General features: G+C 68.0%; 19 protein-coding genes. 8 read left to right on the forward strand and 11 right to left on the reverse strand.

Going from position 1 to position 20,739, the window contains the following annotated elements; all coding sequences use genetic code 11:
* Nucleotides 1-11: 11 nt before the first annotated feature.
* Together ung and Q8S38_RS10510 are read right to left on the reverse strand one after the other, a co-directional pair.
* Nucleotides 12-710: a uracil-DNA glycosylase gene (gene ung, locus Q8S38_RS10505; protein ID WP_305680362.1), complete on the reverse strand. Its 699-nt coding sequence runs from the start codon at nt 708-710 to the stop codon at nt 12-14.
* Nucleotides 707-2,227, reverse strand: coding sequence for a bifunctional metallophosphatase/5'-nucleotidase (locus tag Q8S38_RS10510; RefSeq protein WP_305680363.1), 1,521 nt, complete (start codon nt 2,225-2,227; stop codon nt 707-709). The genes ung and Q8S38_RS10510 overlap by 4 nt, the downstream gene beginning before the upstream one ends.
* A 292-nt stretch (nt 2,228-2,519) precedes the next feature.
* Between Q8S38_RS10510 and hemH the strand changes: the two genes are divergently transcribed.
* Nucleotides 2,520-3,584 carry a ferrochelatase gene (hemH, locus tag Q8S38_RS10515; RefSeq protein ID WP_305680364.1) on the forward strand — a complete coding sequence of 355 codons (1,065 nt, stop codon included), beginning with the start codon at nt 2,520-2,522 and terminating at the stop codon, nt 3,582-3,584.
* Here hemH and Q8S38_RS10520 read toward each other — a convergent pair.
* Nucleotides 3,500-4,492 carry an alpha/beta fold hydrolase gene (locus Q8S38_RS10520; RefSeq protein WP_305680365.1) on the reverse strand — a complete coding sequence of 331 codons (993 nt, stop codon included), beginning with the start codon at nt 4,490-4,492 and terminating at the stop codon, nt 3,500-3,502. The genes hemH and Q8S38_RS10520 overlap by 85 nt on opposite strands.
* A 45-nt stretch (nt 4,493-4,537) precedes the next feature.
* Between Q8S38_RS10520 and Q8S38_RS10525 the strand changes: the two genes are divergently transcribed.
* Nucleotides 4,538-5,014, forward strand: coding sequence for a MarR family winged helix-turn-helix transcriptional regulator (locus Q8S38_RS10525; protein ID WP_305680366.1), 477 nt, complete (start codon nt 4,538-4,540; stop codon nt 5,012-5,014).
* A 46-nt stretch (nt 5,015-5,060) separates the two neighbouring features.
* Here the strand turns inward: Q8S38_RS10525 and Q8S38_RS10530 are convergent, their stop codons facing one another.
* The 4 genes from Q8S38_RS10530 to Q8S38_RS10545 all read right to left on the reverse strand — a co-directional run bounded on the left by Q8S38_RS10530 (nt 5,061) and on the right by Q8S38_RS10545 (nt 9,666).
* Nucleotides 5,061-5,987 (reverse strand): TorF family putative porin, encoded by a 927-nt coding sequence (locus Q8S38_RS10530; protein ID WP_305680367.1) that lies wholly within the window; start codon nt 5,985-5,987, stop codon nt 5,061-5,063.
* Nucleotides 5,988-6,208: 221 nt separating this feature from the next.
* Nucleotides 6,209-7,636, reverse strand: coding sequence for a hypothetical protein (locus tag Q8S38_RS10535; protein WP_305680368.1), 1,428 nt, complete (start codon nt 7,634-7,636; stop codon nt 6,209-6,211).
* Between the two features lie 200 nt (nt 7,637-7,836).
* Nucleotides 7,837-8,790: an acetyl-CoA carboxylase carboxyltransferase subunit alpha gene (locus Q8S38_RS10540; RefSeq protein WP_305680369.1), complete on the reverse strand. Its 954-nt coding sequence runs from the start codon at nt 8,788-8,790 to the stop codon at nt 7,837-7,839.
* A 108-nt stretch (nt 8,791-8,898) separates the two neighbouring features.
* Nucleotides 8,899-9,666, reverse strand: coding sequence for a class I SAM-dependent methyltransferase (locus Q8S38_RS10545; protein WP_305680370.1), 768 nt, complete (start codon nt 9,664-9,666; stop codon nt 8,899-8,901).
* 139 nt (nt 9,667-9,805) lie between these two features.
* On the opposite strand from Q8S38_RS10545, the gene gloB reads away from it, so the two are divergent.
* The 3 genes from gloB to Q8S38_RS10560 are packed head-to-tail and all read left to right on the forward strand — an operon-like array spanning nt 9,806 to nt 11,819.
* Nucleotides 9,806-10,570, forward strand: coding sequence for a hydroxyacylglutathione hydrolase (gene gloB / locus Q8S38_RS10550; RefSeq protein WP_305680371.1), 765 nt, complete (start codon nt 9,806-9,808; stop codon nt 10,568-10,570).
* 11 nt (nt 10,571-10,581) lie between these two features.
* The gene (locus Q8S38_RS10555; RefSeq protein ID WP_305680372.1) at nt 10,582-11,037 is read left to right on the forward strand and encodes a cupin domain-containing protein; all 456 of its coding nucleotides are present in this window, start codon (nt 10,582-10,584) and stop codon (nt 11,035-11,037) included.
* A 5-nt stretch (nt 11,038-11,042) separates the two neighbouring features.
* Entirely contained in the window at nt 11,043-11,819 is a 777-nt protein-coding gene (locus Q8S38_RS10560) for a GNAT family N-acetyltransferase (RefSeq protein WP_305680373.1), read from the forward strand.
* Nucleotides 11,820-11,927: 108 nt separating this feature from the next.
* On the opposite strand, the gene Q8S38_RS10565 is transcribed toward Q8S38_RS10560, so the two are convergent.
* Nucleotides 11,928-13,163 (reverse strand): metal-dependent hydrolase family protein, encoded by a 1,236-nt coding sequence (locus Q8S38_RS10565; RefSeq protein WP_305680374.1) that lies wholly within the window; start codon nt 13,161-13,163, stop codon nt 11,928-11,930.
* A gap of 39 nt (nt 13,164-13,202) precedes the next feature.
* Nucleotides 13,203-13,682, reverse strand: coding sequence for a DUF2938 domain-containing protein (locus Q8S38_RS10570; RefSeq protein ID WP_305680375.1), 480 nt, complete (start codon nt 13,680-13,682; stop codon nt 13,203-13,205).
* Nucleotides 13,683-13,921: 239 nt separating this feature from the next.
* On the opposite strand from Q8S38_RS10570, the gene Q8S38_RS10575 reads away from it, so the two are divergent.
* From Q8S38_RS10575 to Q8S38_RS10585, 3 genes are all read left to right on the forward strand, one after another.
* Nucleotides 13,922-15,079: an ROK family protein gene (locus Q8S38_RS10575; protein WP_305680512.1), complete on the forward strand. Its 1,158-nt coding sequence runs from the start codon at nt 13,922-13,924 to the stop codon at nt 15,077-15,079.
* Between the two features lie 251 nt (nt 15,080-15,330).
* A complete protein-coding gene (locus Q8S38_RS10580) occupies nt 15,331-17,946 on the forward strand; it encodes a DUF3772 domain-containing protein (RefSeq protein WP_305680376.1) in 2,616 nt (871 codons plus the stop codon).
* A gap of 4 nt (nt 17,947-17,950) precedes the next feature.
* Nucleotides 17,951-18,475, forward strand: coding sequence for a CAP domain-containing protein (locus Q8S38_RS10585; protein WP_305680377.1), 525 nt, complete (start codon nt 17,951-17,953; stop codon nt 18,473-18,475).
* Between the two features lie 43 nt (nt 18,476-18,518).
* Here the strand turns inward: Q8S38_RS10585 and Q8S38_RS10590 are convergent, their stop codons facing one another.
* Together Q8S38_RS10590 and Q8S38_RS10595 are read right to left on the reverse strand one after the other, a co-directional pair.
* Nucleotides 18,519-19,343, reverse strand: coding sequence for an OmpA/MotB family protein (locus Q8S38_RS10590; RefSeq protein ID WP_305680378.1), 825 nt, complete (start codon nt 19,341-19,343; stop codon nt 18,519-18,521).
* Nucleotides 19,344-19,376: 33 nt separating this feature from the next.
* Nucleotides 19,377-20,147 (reverse strand): motility protein A, encoded by a 771-nt coding sequence (locus Q8S38_RS10595; protein ID WP_305680379.1) that lies wholly within the window; start codon nt 20,145-20,147, stop codon nt 19,377-19,379.
* Nucleotides 20,148-20,739 lie beyond the last annotated feature (592 nt).

The following is a 20,739-nucleotide window of genomic DNA, read 5'->3' on the forward strand; positions in this document are numbered from 1 at the left end:
GGACCGGCGCGCTACCAGTCGATGCCGCGCTCGCCTCTGGTCGCGAGCCATGCATTGGCCCGCGAAAACGGCCGCGACCCGAAGAACCCGCGCCGCGCCGAGAGCGGCGAGGGATGGGCGCTGGCGATCACGAGATGGCGGACCTCGTCGATCAGCGTGCGCTTGGCCTGCGCGGGCTTGCCCCAGAGAATGAAGACGACATCGGACCGCTCGCGCGAGACGGCGGCGATGATCGCATCCGTCAGCGCGCCCCAGCCGAGCCGGAGATGCGAGCCCGCCTTGGAGGCGCCCTCGCGCACGGTGAGCGCGGTGTTGAGCAAGAGCACGCCCTGTTGCGCCCAGCGGGTCAGGTCGCCATCGGCGGGCGGGGCCAGACCGAGGTCGTCACTGCGTTCGCGCTGGATGTTGACCAGCGAGCGCGGCAGGGGCGGCGGGCCGACATAGGAGAAGGCCAGCCCATTGGCATGGCCCGGGGTCGGATAGGGGTCCTGCCCGAGAATGACGACGCGAACATCGTCCAGCGGCGTCAGGGCCAGCGCGGCGAAGATGCGCGCGGGCGCCGGCGCGACGACATGCCCGTCGCGGCGCTCGGCATCGATGGCGGCGCAGGCGCGCATCGCCGCCGCGCCCTCGGCGAAAACAGGCAGATCACGCCACCCCTTCGCCGCATCGCTCGCCAGAAAGGCCGCGAGCGCGGTGCGGCAGCTCACTTCAGGACGATCCGGCCCTCGACCTTGGCATCGACCGTGCCGAGCTTGCGCAGATAAACCATCACCTCATTGGCCATCAGCTTGCCGTCGGTGAGGCCGATCAGCGTCTTGCCGCGCCCCAGCGCCGTGTAGCCGTCGCCGCCCTCCAGCATGAAGTTGTTCGAGGCGACGGTGTACTTGCCGGCCGGGTCGATCGGCTGGCCATCGACCGTGATCGACAGCACGCGCGAGCCCTGGGGCTGCTTCAGATCCGCTTCGAATTTGAAGCCGGAGATGACCGGGAAGCGCCCGGCACCCTGGGGCGCGTCGCGCAGGCCGTTCTCGAGCGCGTCCTTGATGTCCTTGCCGGTGATCTCGACCATCACGGTCGCATTGCCGAAGGGCAGTTCGCTCAGCACGTCGCGACGGGTCAGCTTGTGGCCGGCCGGATACTGCTTGTTGGCGCGAATGCCGCCGGCATTGGTGATTGCAAGCTTGGCGCCGGTGGCGGCGCGGATCGCGTCGGCGATGAGGTTGCCGATCGCGGCTTCCTGCGTGCGGATGACGCCGGTGCGGGAATCGAGCGGGGCGGCGAGCACGGCAACGTCGATGTCGAGCTCCTTGGAGAGCTCGGATTCGTAGCCCTTCACCAGCGCGGCGACCTCGGGGTCGGGCGTGGCGGACCGGGAGTCGTTGACTCGGAAGGTCGGCGTCCAGGAGACCTGACGCGCCGCGCCTTCGCCGCGCACGCTGACGGCGATGTCGATCGCGGTGACGTAATTGCCCTCCTCGTTGGACTCCACCATCACGACCTTGCCGTCATAGGCGATGGCGAGGTCGTGGTCGTGGCCGGTCAGCAGGATGTCGACGACGCGCGAGCGCACGATCTCATTGTCCATGGCGCGGTCGGCATGGACGACGGCGACGAGGATGTCGGCGCCCTGGCTCTTCAGCACCTTGGCTTCGCGGCGCAGCGCCTCCATGGTCGAGGAGAACTTCAGGTCGCCGGGATTGGAGATCTGCGGCGTGGGATCGAAGGTCGTGCCGATGACGCCGACCTTGAAGCCGCCGAGCTCGAAGATCTGCGAATCCTTGTGTCCCGGCAGCGGCTGGCCAGCAGCGTCGCGCAGATTGGCGGCGAAGGTCGGGTAGGTCTGGGCAGCGGTAAGCTTGAGATAGTTCTCCTTGCCGAAGTCGAACTCGTGATTGCCGGGCACGAAGACGTCGAGCCCCATCTTGTTCTGCATCGCGACGATGTGGGCGCCCTGGTCGAAGCCGGACATCAGCGAGGGCGAATAGCAGTCGCCGGCGTGGCAGAAGAGCAGCGGCACGCCCTTGGCGCGCTCGGCCCGGGCGATGCCCGCGGCCCGCGCGAAGCCGCCACGGCCCTTGTCGTCGCTCATCTTGTAGATGTCGTTGACCAGCAGCAGCGTGAAGGCGGGAGCGGGCTGCTGCGCGATCGCCGCCGGGGCGGTGGCGGCGAGCGCGGCCGGCGCGGCGATGACGCCGAGAGCGTTGCGGCGGGTCAGCTTGGTCATGGGGTGGTGCCTCTGCTTGAGAACGGCTCCAGAGTAGCAAAGCTCGCGCCAGTCTGACCAGCAGGACCCGACACTTTTCGGCATCCCCGCACTTTGCCGCGCCGTCCTCGGCTCTCCAGTGTCGCACCCCTTTGCCGAGACTGGACGAAACCGCTAACTCGTCTAAATCACGCCTGCGGCCCGTGGTCCCTTGCCAGATGGGATGACGCGCTGCAGGCCTATGGTTTGCCCATCGGCCATCCCCGGAAACCGCGCTCGCGTTTCCGGGGCCGATGCCTGAAGGACATCTGCGATGACAGTCGAGACCAAGCCGGCCCCCGTGCAGCACGCCAGCGTGCTCCCGCCCGACCATCCGCCGGTCAAGACCGGGCGCATCGGCGTGCTGATGATGAATCTCGGCACGCCCGAGGGCACGACCTACTGGCCGATGCGGGCCTATCTCAAGGAATTCCTCTCCGACCGCCGGGTGATCGAGACCTCGCGCTGGCTGTGGTGGCCGCTGCTCAACCTCGTGATCCTGACAACCCGCCCCAGCCGCAAGGGCAAGGACTACGCCTCCGTCTGGAACAACGAGCGCGACGAGGGGCCGCTGAAGACGATCACCCGCTCGCAGACCGAGCAGGTCGCGGCGCGCCTGGCGCCCGACCATGGCGAGCGCATCGTCTTCGACTGGGCGATGCGCTACGGCCTGCCGGATGTGAAGAGCCGCCTCGAGGCCCTGCTCGCCCAGGGCTGCGACCGCATCCTGATGGTGCCGCTCTACCCGCAATATGCGGCGCCGACCTCGGCCACCGCCTGCGACCAGGCCTTCCGCGCGCTGATGACGATGCGCTGGCAGCCCGCCGTGCGGGTGGCGCCGCCCTATCACGACGATCCGGCCTATATCAAAGCGCTGGCGGATTCGATGCGCGCCTCGCTGGCCAAGCTCGATTTCGACCCGGAGGTGATCCTGTGCTCCTTCCACGGGATGCCGAAGGACTACCTGCTCAAGGGCGATCCCTATCATTGCCACTGCGCCAAGACCTGGCGGCTGCTGCGCGAGGAACTCGGATACAGCCGCGAGCGCTTCCGCTTGACCTTCCAGTCGCGTTTCGGGCCCGACGAGTGGCTGAAGCCCTATACCGACGAGACGGTGAAGTCGCTGGCCTCGTCTGGCGTCAAGTCGATGGCGATCGTGGCGCCGGGCTTCTCGGCGGATTGTCTGGAGACGCTGGAAGAGCTCGATGTCGAGAACCGCGAAATCTTCATGCACAATGGCGGCAAGCAGTTCGCCTATCTGCCCTGCCTGAACGACTCTCCCGAAGGTGTCGATGCGATCGAGGCCGTGGTGCGCCGCGAGTTGCAGGGCTGGGTCTGAGCGGGCTGGGCATCAGCCCGCCCGGCCACGAAATCCGCCACGATCGCGGCGACCTGGCGCGATTGCAGGATACGGCGGTGCCCTAGCCCCTGCATCGCCTCGATCCTCACGAAAGGCCCGGCCTGGGCCAGCGCCTGCGCGTGAGAAAACGCCACCTCCTTGTCGTCGCGGCAATGCACGACCAGCGACGGCCTGCCAAACAGCGCAAGCTGATCCCGGCCCTCGAAGGCGGTGACCGGGACACCGGCGACATTGTGGATGCGCGCCTCCATCGCCGCCTGCCCCCGGCCACCCAGGCCGAACGCCGCGCCGAACCCCCGCGCCACCTGCGCCATCGACGATGGCGGTGCGATCATCGCCAGCCGGGCGGCGCTGACGCGCGGCTGGGCCGGCACCGTCCCGGCCAGCGCGGCAAGCGCGATCGACCCGCCAAACGAATGCGCCACGATCGCGTGGATCGGGGCGAAGGCGCGCGCCACGGCCGCAAGGCTCGCCACCCCGATCGGCAGATTGAGTTCGATCCCGGTGGATTCACCATGCGCGGGCAGATCGAAGGTCACGACCCTGAACCCGGCCCTCAGCAGCGGCTGGACGAAGGCGCTCATGAAGGCGGCCTCCCCGGTCCAGCCATGCAGCAGGATCACCGAGGCACGGGGCACGCCGGCCTCCGCCGCTCCCGGTTCGAAGACATGAGCCGATACGGAGCCGCACGGATACGGCACCGAGACCCGGGCCGCTCCTGCCAGGCGCGCCGAGGCGGGCTTGGTCGCCGGTCCGCGACCGGCTCGCGACTTGGGGCGCAGCGGTGTACAAAAGGCGCGGAAAGCCAGCCGGCCGGCGAGAGCCGGCGCGACCGCGCTCACGGCGCGGTTGAACGGCTTGAGCAGAGGGAGGAGCGACAAGACCATGGCGGCGACCCTATTTTGTTCAGCCCTGAACGAGTATGTTCATCCATGAACAAAAAGCAAGAGCGCGCGGCGGGCGAAGCTCCCCCTCTGCGGCCCTGGGACCTGCCGCGCTTTCGCAACTGGCTCGCGGTCGCGCGCGTCCATCAGCTCTGGAAGAAGGTCTTCGGCGAGGCGATCGCGCCCTTGGGGATCCAGGTCGCGCATTACGACGTTCTCGCCAACATCGCTCATGTCCCGGGACTGACGCAGCAGGCCCTGGCCGAGAAGCTGCTCGTCGGCCGCAGTGCGATGAGCATGCTGCTGCCCGAGCTCGAACGCCGCGGCCTGATCGAACGCCGCCCGGACGAGACGGACCGTCGCGTCCGGCGGCTCTGGCTGACCCCGCAGGGAACGAAACTGACCGACGAGGCCATGGCGATCCATGTCGCCCGGCTCGAGGCGATGATGGAGGTCCTCAGCGATACCGAATGCGACGCCGTCGGCGAGATGATGCGCCGCATCGCAACGGCGCTGGCGCGATAGGTCGCGGCCGAGCGGCCATTTCTGATGTCGGGCGGATGGCCAGAGGTTACTTCGCGGGAGCGAAGATGCCGATGCTGCTCGCGGTGATGTCAAAGGAGAGCGTGCCGACCACCGTCGGGTTGCACCAGTTCGAGGTGAAGCCGCCGCCCGCATTGCCGCGACTGATGCCGCGGGGATCGGAGGTCAGCGTGAAACATTCGGTCTTCGACAGGTTGGTGTCGTGATAGCGGACGTCCGCCGTCAGGTTCTTGTAGGTATAGGACACCCCGACATTCCAATAATTGTAGTCGGGCAGGCGGATCGGCACCGGGAAGGCGATATTGGTGTTGGTCGTGCCGAGCCAGTAGCGCCCGAACTCGCCTGACACCGACAAACCTTCGATGAAGGGCAGGTTGTATTTGGCGGTGGCCGACGCGTAGGTACCGGCCGCGCCAGTTCCCAGCCAGTCCCAGGCGTGGAAGACGTTGGCGCCGACGACGACCTTGTCGTCCCAGTTATAGGAAACCTTGCCGACGACTTCGGTGAAGTCCGTATTGCGCGGGGTCCAGATCACCCCAAGCGAATCGATGAAACGCTTCTCCCCGGGATAATAGTACTGGATCACGCCGAAATCGAAGCTGACGGGGCCGAATTTCGGCCGGATACCCGCCGTGAAATCCACCTCGGCCGGGGGATTGGTGGCGAGATCGACATTCGATCCCCAGACGCCGATATAGAACAGGTTGTCATAGAACTGCAGTTCGACACCGCCCTGGATCGCCGGCTTGCGGTCGGTCTGCGAAATACCGCGGAAATTGTAGTCGGTCACGCCCTTGATGCTGATCGCAGCATCGATCCAGGTGATGCTCGGCGGGATCGGCGCGGCCGGCGCAGCCTTGCGGCTGGGGAGATCGGAGGCCTGGGCCGCCCCGGCGAAAGCCGCCAGCGACAGGGTCAGGCCAGTGAGGGAAGACCGGACGAAATCGAAAGCCATGATCTGCTCCGTGCGAAGGCAGGCGCGAACGCTCGCGCATTTCCGCCATCAAGAAGGCGGCCGTTCGCCACATTCGGCAAGACGAGCTTTTTGGCAGCCTGTCGCGATTTTAAGCAAAAGGCCCCGCAAAGCGGGGCCTTGATGCCTCAGACAAAGGCTGAGCCGACGAAACAGGACGAAGTTGTATTTTCGTCACAACCACCGGTAGGGGCGCATCGCTCTCAGCGCGTGGTCGGTTGGCTGGCGAAGGCGGCCGCCGGAAGATCCAGCTGCGTCGTGCGCAGCTTGTCGGAACGGCGAGGCGGCAGAGGCGCCAGCACATTGGTCGGCGTCGTCGGCACGACCGAGGCGACGGGCGCCGAGCCGGGCGCTTCGGCCGGCTTGCTGCCGCCCAAGAGCGGCACGAACCCCAGGGCGCGCCGGTAGAACGGCTCGCTCTCGGCCGAAGCCGTTCCAAACGATCCGGTCGTCACGGGAGCCGGCGTGGCGGCACCCGGCAGCACCTTGGCGAGTTGCGTCGCGGCCGGCTGGGTATCGGCCCGCGCAGGCTCGGGCTTGACCGCATCGGGCTTGGCCGCTTCGACCTTGGCGGCCGGGGGCTCGGCTGCGGCCGAGACGGCGGCCAGCACGGCCTCGTTATCGGCCGATTCAGCCCGGATCGTGGCCTTGGCCTTGCCCCTGTCGTCGAGGACGACGACACGCGGGCCGCTGGTCAGCGCGTCGGGCCGGCTGATGCCGACATCGCGCGAGGCCCAGGAGACCGAGCGGTTGAGCGTATCGGACCCGTTGGCGACGAGCGTGCGCTTGAAGGAATTGTGCTGATCGCCATCGTCATAGATCAGCTTGATCGCGGGCGTGCCCTTGGCGACGAGCGCGGCGACCTGGACCTCGTCCTGCTGGCGCTTCTGCTGCAAGGCCTGCGCGACCGACGGATCGCTGGTGTTGCCGTTGAAGACGTAGCGCCCGCCGGAGACGCCGACCTGCGGCTCGTCGCGCGTGACCTCGAAATAATCGGTGCCTTCCTTCAGGTTCTTCCAGAAGGCGATGTTGGTGTCGAGCCGGTGCTTGGCGAGGTTTTCCGGCGTCATCCGGAACGGCAGCGCCTGCATCTGCACCGCCTTCTGGCCGGCGTTGTGCGCCTCGCGCACCAGCGCATAGATCTCGCCGATTTGGTCGTCGGTCATCGAATAGCAGCCTGCCGAGGAGCAGGCGCCATGCACCATCAGATGCGACCCGGTGCGGCCATGCGAGCGGTCGAAGGCGTTGGGGTAGCCCATGTTGAACGAGACATAGAACGCCGAGTTCGGGTTCATCTGTGCCGGGCTGATCGCATAGAAGCCCTCGGGCGCCATCCGGTCGCCCTCGCGGATCTTGGGGCCGAGCTGACCCGACCAGCGGCACATCGGGAACGTCTTCAGCAGCGCGTACTGGCCGTTGGGCTTGCGCTTCCAGATCTCGAGCTCCGATTCCTTCTTGTAGGAGCGGATCAGGATCGGCTGGTCCTTGCTCATGCCCTTCTCGGACATGAGCGCGTAGGTCGCAGACGGAATCGGGATGTGGTGGCGGGCCGAGCCGCGATAACGGTCGTCTTCGCAGGCCGCCACGGTCAACGCCACGACAGCTACCAGCGCGAGGTGCTTGAATGCCACGTCGTCAATCCCATCGAACGGCCGGCCAGAGGCACGACACTTGACTTCGCAAGACGGCCAAATTGTGCCCGCCGCCCCGTTGTAGATACGTTAGCCTTGAGGCTTCCTTACCACAGCCCCCCCGATCAAGGCCACATGGTCAAAGCCTGGTTAAATGCCCCGGTCTTCGCCGGGCGGCGGCAGGCCTCCGCTCCGAAGGCTCAGAGGCTGCGTCCGATCGCGAGGAACTTTTCCGCCCGCCGATCGACGATGTCGTCGGGCGAGAGCCCGGCCATGTCGGACAGGGCCGAAGCCAGGGCGTCGCCGGCGCGTCCAATCGCAATCTGCGGATCGCGATGGGCGCCGCCGGTCGGTTCGCTGACGATCCGGTCGATGATGCCGAATTTCAGCAGGTCCTGAGCGGTGATCTTCATGCCGGTGGCGGCATCCTGCGCCCGCCCCGTGTCACGCCACAGGATCGACGCGGCGCCTTCGGGCGAAATCACCGAATAGATCGCATGCTCCAGCATCATCACCCGGCTCGCGGCCGCGATCGCGATGGCGCCGCCCGAGCCGCCTTCGCCGATCACCAGCGCGACGCTGGGGGTGCGCAGCCCCAGGAAGGCATCGGTCGAGCGGGCGATCGCCTCGGCCTGGCCGCGCTCCTCCGCCTCGATCCCCGGATAGGCGCCCGCCGTGTCGACGAAGCTCAGGACGGGCAGCCCGAAGCGGCCGGCGAGTTCGATCAGGCGCACCGCCTTGCGGTAGCCCTCGGGCTTGGCCATGCCGAAATTGTGCCGGATCCGGGTTTCGGTCGAATCGCCCTTCTCCTGGCCGATGACGCAGACGGGCTCGCCCCGGAAGCGGCCGAAGCCGCCGACGATTGCCTCGTCCTCGCCGAAGGTGCGGTCGCCCGCCAGCGGCGTGAACTCTTCGATCAGGGCGGCGCAGTAGTCCTTGAAGTGCGGGCGCTGCGGATGGCGCGCGACCAGCGTCTTCTGCCACGGAGTCAGCGACGCGTAGAGATCCTTCAGCGCCTGGCCGGCTTTGGCCTCGAGCCGGCCGATCTCATCGGCCAGCGCATAGCCCTCGCCCTTGGCGTCCAGGGCCCGCAACTCATCCGCCTTCGCCTCGAGTTCGGCGACCGGCTTCTCGAAATCCAGGTAGCTTCGCATCGTGATCCAATTCAGGTTTCGCGCCGGGGCGGTCCTCGGCGCGTCAAGCGTCATGCGGGACCGGGCTCGCGAAAAGCGGCGGACCTTGGCCGCGCCCCGGCTTTTTTGTCAACCCGGCGGCGCGCCGTCGCGGTGAGCGTCGGTGCGCCGGGTCGGGCTCGGCTGAGGCAGCAGGATCGGGCGGAAGGCGAAGCTGCGGCGGGTCGCGCGCAGCGGAATCCGGCGGTAGACCTGCTTGGTCGCGTCGATGACGTGGACGCCCGCAAACGGCAGCGAAAGCCCGGCGCCCAAGCGCTCCCAGGCGGCGGCCGACCGCATCATCAGCCGACGCCGCAAGGGCGGGACATAGAGTGCCTCCGTCCAGTTTTCGGGGGCGAATTCGGCCGCGCGCATCAGCGCCTCGATCTGCGAGCGGCTGAACGGGCGTCCCTGACCGAAGGGCGTGCCGTCCATGCGCGCCCAGAGCCCGCGCCGGTTGGGCACGACCAGGATCATCCGCCCGCCGGGCGAGAGCACGCGGCCCGCCTCCTCCAGCAGATCGTCGGGGCTTTCCGTCTCTTCGAGAGCATGGACCAGGACGACCCGGTCGACCGAGGCCGTCGGCAGGGGCAGCAGCGTCGGCTCGACCAGCGCCGAAGCGGACAGGCCGCAGGATGGCCAGTTCACCACGCCCTGCGCCGCCGGCATGAAGGCGATCACGCGCTCGGCCTGGAGCCCCAGAACGGAGAGATACGGCGTCGCATAGCCGAGCCCCAGCACGCGCTGGCGCGCGCAGTCGGGCCAGAAGCGCAGCATCGCCGTGCCGATGAAGCGCCGCGCCACATGGCCGAGCGGGCTGGCATAGAAGGCTCGCAGATCGGCGACGTCGAGGGGCATGCAGGCGGAAGATGTGGTGCTGCGCGCCCGCGCGCAAGGGCAAGCCATGGCAGCTCATGACAGCGCCGGCGCCGGCGAGGCTGGCCTCGGCTGGCGCCATTCGCTATCTCCGAAAGACAGCCGCGTTCCGGAGAACCCCATGCCGCTCGATCTCCACGTCTTCCGCACGCTCAGCGACAATGCCGGCGCGCTCATCCGCGATCCCGCCACGGGCGCCTGCGCGGCGGTCGACGCACCCGATGCCGGGCAGGTCCTGGCCGAGGCGAAAGCCAAGGGCTGGGCGATCACCGACATCTTCGTCACCCACGCCCATGCCGACCACACCCAGGGCGTGGCCGCGTTGAAGCGCGCGACGGGCGCGACAGTCTGCGGGCCGGCCGATGCGGCGGCCTCGGCCCCGCTCGATCGCGTCGTCGGCGAGGGCGACATCGTTCGCCTCGGGGGAGACGACTTCGAAATCTGGCACACGCCGGGGCACGCCCCCGGGCATCTCAGCTTCGTCTCGCGCAGCGCGAAGCTCGCCTTCGTCGGCGACGTCGTCTTCGTGATGGGCTGCGGGCGCGTCCAGCCGGGCCAGATGGCGGCGATGTGGACCTCGCTGTCGCGGCTGATGGCGCTGCCCGGCGACACCCGCCTGCTCGGCGGGCATGACTATACCCTCTCCAATGCCCGCTTCGCCGCGGCGATGGAGCCTGCCAATGCCGTGCTCGCGGCCAAGCTCGCCGAGGCCGAGGCGGCCAAGGCGGAGGGGCACTTCTGGGCCCTGACCAGCGTGGCCGAGGAGGCCGCGACCAACCCGTTCTTCCGGGCGGGCGAGGCCGCGCTGGCGGCAGCGGTCGGGCTCGCAGGCGCCGCGCCAGGCGATGTCTTCGCCGCCCTGCGCGAAGCCAAGAACCGGTTCTGAGGGGCTCTGTCATGACCCTGAATGGACTGACCGCCAAAGAAGTGATCCGGCTCCTCGAGCTCAAGCCCCATCCCGAGGGCGGGCATTACCGCGAGACCTTTCGCGACCCGCGCGAGGTCGACGGGCGCAGCGTCGGAACCGCGATCTACTACCTGCTCGATACGGGCGAGACCTCGGAATGGCATCGCTGCGACGCGGCCGAAATCTGGCACCATTATGCCGGCGCGCCACTGGTGATCAGCGTCTCCCCCAATGGGCATGACGCCTCCGCCCATCATCTCGGCAGCGACCTCGCGGCTAGGCAGCGGCCGCAATTCGTGGTGCCGGCCGGCTGGTGGCAGAGCGCGACCTCGCTGGGCGCCTGGACGCTCGTCGGCTGCACCGTGGCGCCGGGTTTTTCCTTCGAAGGCTTCGAGATGGCGCCGCCCGGCTGGCGGCCGACCCCGCGAAAGGCGGGGCAGGGATAACGGCGATGGCGGCGGATGAAGGAACGGGGACCGATCTCGCCCTGATGCTCGATTGCGAGCGGCGCATCGTCAATGCCTGGCCCTCGCCGGCGACGCTGCTGATCGACGACTGGGTGGTGCGCTTCGCAGGCGGCTATTCGGGCCGGGCGAATTCCGCCTCGCCGCTGAAGCCCGGCGCAGAGCTCGACGAGGATACGCTGACGCTGATCGAGGAGCTCTATCGTTCAGACGGATTGCCGCCCTGCATCCGCCTGACGCCCCTGGTCGGCGAGGCGACGCTGGCGATGGTGAAGGCGCGCGGCTATGCCGTGCGCGACGCCTCCTTCGGGCTGATCCGGGCGCTCGACGACATCGAGCCCGAGATCGAGCCCGACCTCCAGATCGAGGCGCGCCCGAGCGCCGACTGGATCGCCGGCGTCGCGGCGCGCCAGAGCGGCATCAAGGCCGATGCCGGCAAGCTCGCGGCGATCGTGGAAGGCGTGCGGCTGCCGGCGGCCTTCGCGACCTGGCTGATCGCGGGTGAGCCGGTCGCCTTCGGGATGAGCGTCGCCGAGCGCGGCATGGCCGAGATCGGCAGCGTCGTGGTCGATCCCGCCCATCGCGGCCATGGCCTCGGCCGGCGGCTCATCGCCGGCCTGATGGGCTGGGCCCGCGCCATGGATTGCCAGCAGGCCTATCTCCAGGTCGACCAGACCAATGCGGTCGCGCTGGGACTGTATCGCTCGCTCGGGTTCCGGGAGCTCTATGCCTATGAGACGCGGGTGCTCGACCTGGCGGGGTGACAGGGCGTCGTTCTCGGGCTTGACCCGAGAATCTCCGGCCAAATGAGGCGCCGGAGACATCTGATCACGAGATGCTCGGGTCTTCGCCCGAGCATGACGCGGTGGCCCTCAGCCCAGGCTGGCACGCTTCATGAAGGCGCCGCCCTTCATGATCAGCGGGATGTGCTTGCCCTGGCGGGTGAGCAGCGAGAGGTCTTTCAGCGGGTCGCCGTCGACGACGATCAGGTCGGCATGGGCGCCGGGCGCGATCGTGCCGATCTTGCCCTCGAGCTTGAGCAGCTTCGCCGCGACGTGGGTAGCCGAGCCGATCACCTCGTGGGCCGGCAGGGCGCGGCCGCGGATGACGAACTCCTCGGACTGGTATTTGTGCATCTCGCCGAGCAGGTCTGAGCCATAGGCCATGGCGAGGCCGGCCTTCTTCATCACCGCCAGCGAGTTCATGCCGGCCGAGCGGACGACGTCGACCTTGGCGACCGAATCCGGCGGGAAGCCGAGCTTGGGGCCGTCGGTGACGAGCTTGTCGTAGGTCACCAGCGTCGGCACCGCGACGGCGCCCTTCGAGGCGGCGAGCTTCGCCGTCTCCGCCTCGATCAGGTTGCAATGCTCAAGCGAGTGGACGCCGGCCTCGACGCAGCGGCGGATCGCCTCGTCGGTGTAGACATGGGCGGAGACATAAGTGCCCGCCATCCGCGCCTCCTCGACGATCGCCTCGAGTTCGCTGACCGAGAAGCCGAGGAAGTGGATCGGGTCGGTCGGCGAGGCGCAGCCGCCATTGGCCATGATCTTGATGAAGTCGGCGCCGCCCTTCATCTCCTCGCGGGCGGCGCGGCGGACCTGGTCGAGCCCGTCGCAGATGCGCCCGAGCGCGCCGAGGCGGTGGCGCGTCAGCGGCGTCGCGGCGTCGTCATAGCGGCCGCGGAAATCGGCATGGCCGCCTGTCTGGCTCAGCGCCTTGCCGGAGATGACCAGGCGCGGCGTCGGGAAATGGCCTTCCTCGGTCGCCTGCTTCAGGCCGAAATCGGCGCCGCCGACATCGCGCACCGTGGTGAAGCCGCGCATCAGCATATCCCGCATGATCACGAAGGAGCGGGCGGTGACGAGGGAATCCGGCAGCTGCGCGTTGCGGCCGAGATCGGCGACGCCGGCGACGACATGGACATGGGCGTCGATCAGGCCCGGCATCAGGGTCTTGCCCTTCAGATCCACGACCTTGGCCTTGGCGGAGGTGACGGCCTTGCCGACCTCGCGGATCGTGCCGCCCTCGACGAGGACGCTGACGGGCGCGCCGGCCTCAGGCGAGGTGCCATCGACGATGCGGGCATTGGTGAAGAGCGTGCTGGCCATGAGGTGTCTCGACGAGGAGGGGATGGATGGGGTGGGGACTCAGCGAATGAGCAAAGCGGTGCCGTAGAGGCCGATCGCGAAGACGATGTGGCCGATGATGTTGAACAGGCGCACGGTGTTGGCATTGGGACGTTTCGAGGCGGCGATCCCCGCGCCCATGCCCGGCTGCAGGATGAACCAGCCGCAGCCGACCGTCGCCAGCCCGACGATCAGGGCCGGCAGGAAGGTCGGGTTGGCGGCCCAGCCGATGCCCCAGATCGCCAGCACGATGCCGGCGAACAGGATGCCGACGGCGTAATGCGCGATCCAGCCGATGGCGAGCTCATTGGGCACGGGCTCGGAACGGCCGATGTCCTCATGCGCGAAGCGCCCGCGCGGCAGATGCGCAAACCAGCGCCCGACCAGCGCCCAGTTCGGCGCCGGCAGGCCAAAGGCGCGCTTCAAGAGCTGCGCCCAGAGATCGAGCAGCACCGTGGCGCCGACGCCGATCAGCACGGCCCGTACCATGAAATCCATCATCTCATCCCCCCGGGGCCGCGTTGGCGACGGCCCCCTGATGCGCCGGGTCAGGGCGTCTTTTTGCAGAACGTCATGGAGCGGAGAACGGGTTGGCCGGTCAACCGTCGATGGCGGCGAAAGAACGGCGACCGACGCAGATGCGCCATGCGTTTCGCGCCGTCGTGGACAGAAACGCGGGGAACCTCGCAGCGCCATCAGGGTTGCCCTCGACGCGGGTTGGATATCGGGGGATGAGCGACATGGGCACGACAGCGGCGGGATCGCCACGCAACAGGGAGCCGCGCGCGCAGGGGCCGCATGGCTCACCTGAGCTGCCCTCGGTCAGCGTCACCAGCTACAATCTCGAAGTGCGCGACGACGACGGCTTCATCGGCGACAAGGCCAGCCGCTCCGCCTTCGTCGCCCATCTCGACGCGCTGCGGGAGCATTTTCGCGAACAGCGCGCCGATCCGCTGAAGGGCGAGACAGCGGCCGTCAGCAAGTCGGAGCTCGATGCGCTTCTGCGGGACGGCGATCCGCATGAGGCGGCCCTGGTACTCAGTGCGATCGAGAGCTTCGCGCAATCGCTCGCCTTCGTGGTCCGGCGTTTCGTGCGGCAGAAGACCTGGGCGAAGGTCGAGCGCATCGTGGTGGGCGGCGGCTTTCGCGACAGCCGGGTCGGCGAACTCGCGATCGGCCGCGCCGGCATCATCCTGAGCACGGACGGCCATCCGATCGACCTCGTCCCGATCAGCCATCACCCCGACGAGGCGGGGCTGGTCGGCAGCGCCCATCTCGCGCCGAAATGGATGTTCGAGGCTTATGACAGCCTCGTCGCCGTCGATATCGGCGGTTCGAATATTCGGGCCGGCATCGTCGAGCTGCGCCAGGACAAGGCGCCCGATCTGAGCAAGGCGCGGGTTTCATCGTCGGAACTGTGGCGTCATGCCGATGACGAGCCCAGCCGTGACGAGGCGATCGAGCGGCTGGGCGAGATGCTCAAGGGCCAGATCAAGCAGGCGAAGAAGGACGGCCTGCGCGTCGCGCCGTTCATCGGCGTCGGCTGCCCCGGGCTGATCGAGCCGCACGGCGCCATCGAGCGCGGCGCCCAGAATCTGCCCGGCAACTGGGAGAGCAGCAGGTTCAACCTCGTCGACAGCATTCGCGCGCTCGTCCCCGAGATCGGCGAGCACGAGACCCAGGTGACGATGCACAACGACGCCGTGATCCAGGGTCTCAGCGAGATGCCGGCCATGCAGAACGTCGAGAACTGGGCCGTCCTCACGATCGGCACGGGGCTGGGCAATGCGAGCTTTCTCAACCGCACCAAGCCAAAGGCCCCCAGCGCGGGCAAGGATAAAGGCAAAGGCAAAGACGACGAGAAAAAGGGCTCCGGACGGTCGAAATCCGGGAGCTAGACCGGATCGCGGCGGCGGGGCGAGACGCCTTTCGGGCGGCGCTGCCATGATGACGTCCCGTTTGCGGGGGAAGGAAGCGCCGGCGCGCCGCGCGATCTCGTTGCAGCCTTGCGCACAGGCTCCTCCGTCCCCCGCCTCAGACAGGTCGTCCCTTGCCCTCCGATCACATGCGTCGCGCTTGCCTTGGGAACGGAGCTGTGGCGACGGTCAGTCCAAGACCGAATCATCCTTCCAAGCGAGGCCGGACCGGCATGGCTGCGCGCACCGGGCTAGCGCCCTCCCCGAGGCTCCGCCCCTGGCGCGGCGTCTTCGTCGTCCTGGCGATGCTGTTTGCGGCCTTCGTCGCGACGGGGCCCGGCCTGGCGCAGCAGCCGGGGGTCGACGCCGTCACGCCGCGCGCCAGGCTCGACGCGATCCGCCTGGAGCTGACGCAGATCGAGGCGATGCTGGCGGCCCCGACCGCGACGGAGGCCGAACTGCAGCGGCAGCGCGTGCGCCTCCAGCCCTCGCTCGACCAGCTGCGCCAGCTGATCGAGGAACAGACGCCGCGCGTCGAACAGGCCAAGCTGCGCCTCGACCAGCTCGGGCCCAAACCCGATGCCGCGGCGCCTCCCGAGAGCGCCGAGGTGGTGCGCGAGCGCGAGGCCAGGCTCAAGGCCTTCACCGACGCCGACGAGACGGGCAAGATCGCGCGGGCCGCCTTCCTCCAAGCCGAGCAGCTGCAGACGGCGATCGGCGACCGGCGCCGCGAGCTGTTCGCCAGGGCCCTGTTCGCGGCCGGGCCGACCGTGTTCAACCCCGACATGTGGGGCAGCGCGATCTCCACCGTCCCGGAGGATCTGCGCGCTTCGGGTTACATCTTCGGCGGCTGGCTCTCGGGCGTGGTCGATGCCATGGCGGGCGTCCGCGGCGGGCTTGTCGCGCTCGGGTTCATCGGCGCGGCGCTGCTCTACTATGTGCGCAGCCGCTATCTGCCGCGCTTCAAGGCGCGCTTCGGCAACACGCAGGACACTGACAGCCTTCACTGCCTGTACATCGCGCTCGCCCATGTGGTCGCCGGGGCCGCGCCGCCCGCGCTGGCGAGCTGGCTGATCTATGCCGCGCTCAACACCGCCGGGCTGCTGCCGCTGCGGATCCAGCCGGTCGTCGCCGCGATCGTCGCCGGACTGGCCGTCGTGGCTTTCGTCCAGGCTCTGCTCGATGCGCTGTTCGCCCCGAGCCAGCCCCAGCGCCGGCTCGTCAGCGTGATGGATTCGACAGCCTCCATCATCGTCTGGATGGGCACGTCGCTGGCGTTCGTTCTCTCCGTCAGCAAGGTGCTGGAAGCCTGGCTGACGGCGATCGCCGCGGGGCTGGCAGTCTCGATCCTGTTACGCAGCGTCCTGATCGTCCTCTTCGCTTTGACGCTGGTGATCGGCCTTTACCGGCTGCGCGATGGGCAGGAGGTCGAGGAGGAGGCCTGCCTGGGGCCGTATGTGGCCGTCGAGGGGGCAAGCCTCGGGCCCATCCGCATCCTGGGCTGGCTGATCGGTCTGGTGATCACGCTGGCGGTCCTCAGCGGCTACGTCGTCTTCGCCTCCTTCCTGACCGAGCAGGTGCTCTGGATCGGGATGGTCGCCTGCAGCTTCGTCCTGGTCTACCAGCTCGTTGATCTCGGCATCCCCCACGCCATGACCGGGAAGGGCCGGCTCGCGCTGACGCTGAAGGCCGGACTCGGTTTCCGCGCCGGCACGCTCGACAAGATCGCGGTGATCGGCACCGGCGTGATCAAGCTGATGCTGATCGTGGTCGCCTTCCAGCTCGTGCTGGCGCCCTGGGGGCTGGAGTCCTCGGATTTCTTCAGCTCGCTGCGGGCGGCCTTCTTCGGCTTCCAGGTCGGCGGCGTCACGATCTCGCTGTCCTCGATCATCTTCGCCGGCCTGCTTTTCGCCGCCGGCCTGACCGCCACCCGCTCGATGCAGAGCTGGCTGGAAGCCAAGTTCCTGCCCACCACGCAGCTCGACACCGGTCTGCGCAACTCCATCACCACGGCGGCGGGCTATGTCGGCTACCTCGCGGCGGTCGCCCTCGCCGTGTCGGCGCTCGGCCTGAGTCTCGAACGGCTGACGCTGGTCGCGAGTGCGCTGTCCGTCGGCATCGGCTTTGGCCTGCAATCGGTGGTGTCGAACTTCGTCTCGGGCCTGATCCTGCTGTGGGAGCGGCCGATCCGGGTGGGCGACCAGGTCGTCGTCGGCGACGCCGAGGGCATCGTCAAGAAGATCAATGTCCGCTCCACCGAGATCGCGACCTTCGACCGCTCCTCGGTGATCGTGCCGAACTCGAACCTGATCTCCGGCGTGGTGCGCAACCGCGTCCGTAACGACCGCACGGGGCGCATCCTGATCGCGCTGTCCGTGCCGCGCACGCTCGATGCCGGCGAGGTCCGCGGCATGCTGCACGAGGTCGCGACCGCGCATGGCGACGTCATGCAGAAGCCGCCGCCGGCGATCATGTTCAAGAAGATCGGCACGGGGACGATGGACTTCGAGCTGATCTGCGTCGTGGCCGAGGTCGACATCGTCGCGCGCGTCACCAGCGACCTGAATTTCGCCATCCACAAGCGGCTGACGGACATGGAACCGGCCGCCGGGACTCCGGAATTGCTGGTCAAGGGGCTCGAAGGCGTCGAGCAGTCACTCGGCGACATTGCCGCGGCCGTCTCCCGCGACGGACAGGCCGGCGCGGCCCGCAGCCGAAGACCCGCTCCGGTACGGTCGGTGCGCCGGGCCTCGCCTGCGCCCACCAACGACGACACCACCGAGCCGGCGGACACGCCGGCGCCGGCTCCCGCACCGCCGGAACCGGTCAAGGACGACAGCAAGGAATGACGCGATGGTTTGCCTCGAGAGCGGCGCGGCGAAAGCCCGCGCCATGACCTGCCCCGTGCTCGTCGCGGGCGCGCTTGCGCTGCTGGGCGTCGCAGGCTGCACCGAACCGGCCCGCACCGGCCAGCCGGCCTTCTACCGCGATCTCGGCTCGGCCTCGGCCCGCGTCGATGCGGGCGAGGCCCGCGCCATGATCTCGGCCTACCGGCTGAATGCAGGCCTCAACACGCTCACGCTCGACCCGGCTCTGGTGGCCGCCGCGCAGCAGGAAGCCAGCGCGATGGCGGCGGCCGACAAGCCGGCGCAGGCCGAGGCGGTCAAGGCCAGGCTGGTGCGCGACGGGCAGGCGGGTGCGGAGGCCAATCTCTCGGCGGGGTACCGGCGGCTGGCGGAAGCCTTCTCCGGTTGGCGCGATTCACCCCAGCACGACCGCGTCATGAAGACGCCGGGCGCGACGCGCATGGGCATCGCGACCGCCTATGCGCCGGGCTCGAAATATCAGGTCTACTGGGCGCTGATCCTGGCTCCGTAAGGTCTGGCGCCGCGAGTTCTGACGCCGCGAGCGTCGGCGCGCGTCAGGGCTTGAGCCCCGCCGGCAGCGGCGGGACGTCGGCTTTCAGCACGATGCCGACCCGGCGGTTATAGGGCAGATAGGGGTTGTCCTTGACCATCGGCTCGGTGTCGCCCTTGCCGGATACGGAGGCGAAGCGGTCGCTCGGCACGCCCGAATTGGCCAGGATCTCGCGCACTGCGCTGGCGCGGGCCACCGACAGGTCCCAAGGATCGCCTTCCGGCACGGCGCCGGGGCGTGGCAGGGCGGTATGGCCGGTGATCGCGATCTTGTTGGTCATGCGACGCAGGGTCGGCGCCACGGCCGCGAGCAGACGGCGCATGCGCTCGTTGGGTTGGCTGCGGCCTTCCACGAACATGGCGCGGCCCTCCTGATCGACAAGCTGGATGTCGAGGCCCTCATCCGAGACCTCGACCAGGATGTTGCGCGACAATTCGGCGATCTCGGGCATCTCGCGCAGCGCTTGTCGCAGCGAGGCCGCGGCCAGGGCATAGGCGCGGTCCTGCGTCGGCTGGCTCAGCCCGTCGTCATGGGGCGCTTTCCGGATCGGGCCGGGCGCGTCGGTGGCGTCGTCGAGCGGGCGCAGGCGGGAACTCTTGACATGCTGCCCGGTCGGAATGCCGTCGGCCTCGACGATCCCGGCGAGCCGGATGTCTTTTTGATTGCCGAAGGCGTCGCGCATCGAACCGGCGACGATCTGCATCTTCGCCTTGTCCTGGCTCGAATAGGCCGCCACCATGACGAAGAACGCCATCAGCAGGGCCATCAGATCGGCAAAGGTCACGAACCAGCCGTGACCACCATGCCCGCCACGCTTTCTCTTCTCCATGAGTTCAGAGTCCGACCATTGCAGAAGCCCCGTTCAACTGGTGGGGGTCATGTCTGACCGGTGATGGTCCGGCAGATAGGCCAGCAGCATTTCGCGCACCAGCGTCGGCGACTTGGCGTCCCGCATCTGCAGGACCCCGTCGATGATCAGCGTCCGCGAGATCTCCTCTTCCTCGAGCTTGATGTGCAGCTTGTCGGCAAGGGGCAGGGCGACCATGTTGGCGATGACCGCGCCGTAGAGGGTCGCCAGCAAGGCGGTCGCCATCGCGGGACCGAGCCTCGAGGGGTCCGACATGTTGGCAAACATCGTGACCATGCCGAGGATGGTGCCGATCATGCCCCAGGCCGGGGCGCAGTCGCCGATCGCGCGATAGACCTTGGAGCCCTCGTCCAGCCGCTGCAGGAAGTTGTCGCGGTCCCGCTCCATCGTGTTGCGGATGAACTCCTTGTCGTAGCCATCGGCGATGTAGCGCAGGCCCTGCTGCAGGAAGGGGTCGGAGACTTTGGCGTTTTCGAGCGCGACCGGCCCCAGCCTGCGCGCGACATCGGCGACCCGGGTGATCTCGTCGATCAGTTCGCGCGGGTGGATCGAGCGCATCGTGAAGGCGAAGCGCAGGCCCATGGGCAGCCCATGGCCGATCACAGTGAAGGGGAAGCGGACCATGGTCGCCGCCGCCGCGCCTCCGAAGATGATGATGACGGCGTGCTTGTCGTAGAAGGCGCCGAAATTGCCGCCGTCGATGAGGATGATCGCGCAGATCGTGGCGATGCCGCCGATGATGCCGAGGCCGGTTGCAAAATCCATGCGTCAATCCCGGTCCCCAACGCGGGGGGACACTCTGAAGAAGGATGGGCCGACCGCAGGCGGGGGAGACACCGCAACCCGCAGTTCGGGGGGCGAAGACGCTCCGTTTCCTTCAGATCCGACCCAAATCCCGATGAGGAAACGTCCCTGCCCTGTCAGCGAGCAGGCGCTCACCGACACAGGACAAAGCGCGATCCACTTCAACGAGGGGATGCTGTACGCAGAACAAATATACGCGAGTTTTGACGCAATATTGAGGCCGCAACCTGCAAGATATCAGATCGCTATACTAACTAACGCTACGTCAAACAAAACCGAGGGCGGCTGGCGCCGAATAAAAAATCATCTTGGGTGACTATTCGGAAACCAGGTTGAGATCGACCTGCCCGCCGGAAAGCGAATCAAGCAGGGCGAATGCTTGATGCAACTGTGGTTGAAGACCGTCAAGTTGCAAGCATTTCGACGGCCAGGCGATCGCCCGCACCCGCCTCGGGCCGCGAGGGCGGATCGAGCCCTCGCCCGCTTGCGGTGGGGAGGGTTGGGTGGGTGGGGCAGTGCCGCTCGGCGTTTCGACCCAGGATGGCTCGGGCCC

Origin of the sequence: Allobosea sp. (assembly GCF_030695125.1) — a bacterium.
GTDB lineage: Bacteria > Pseudomonadota > Alphaproteobacteria > Rhizobiales > Beijerinckiaceae > Allobosea.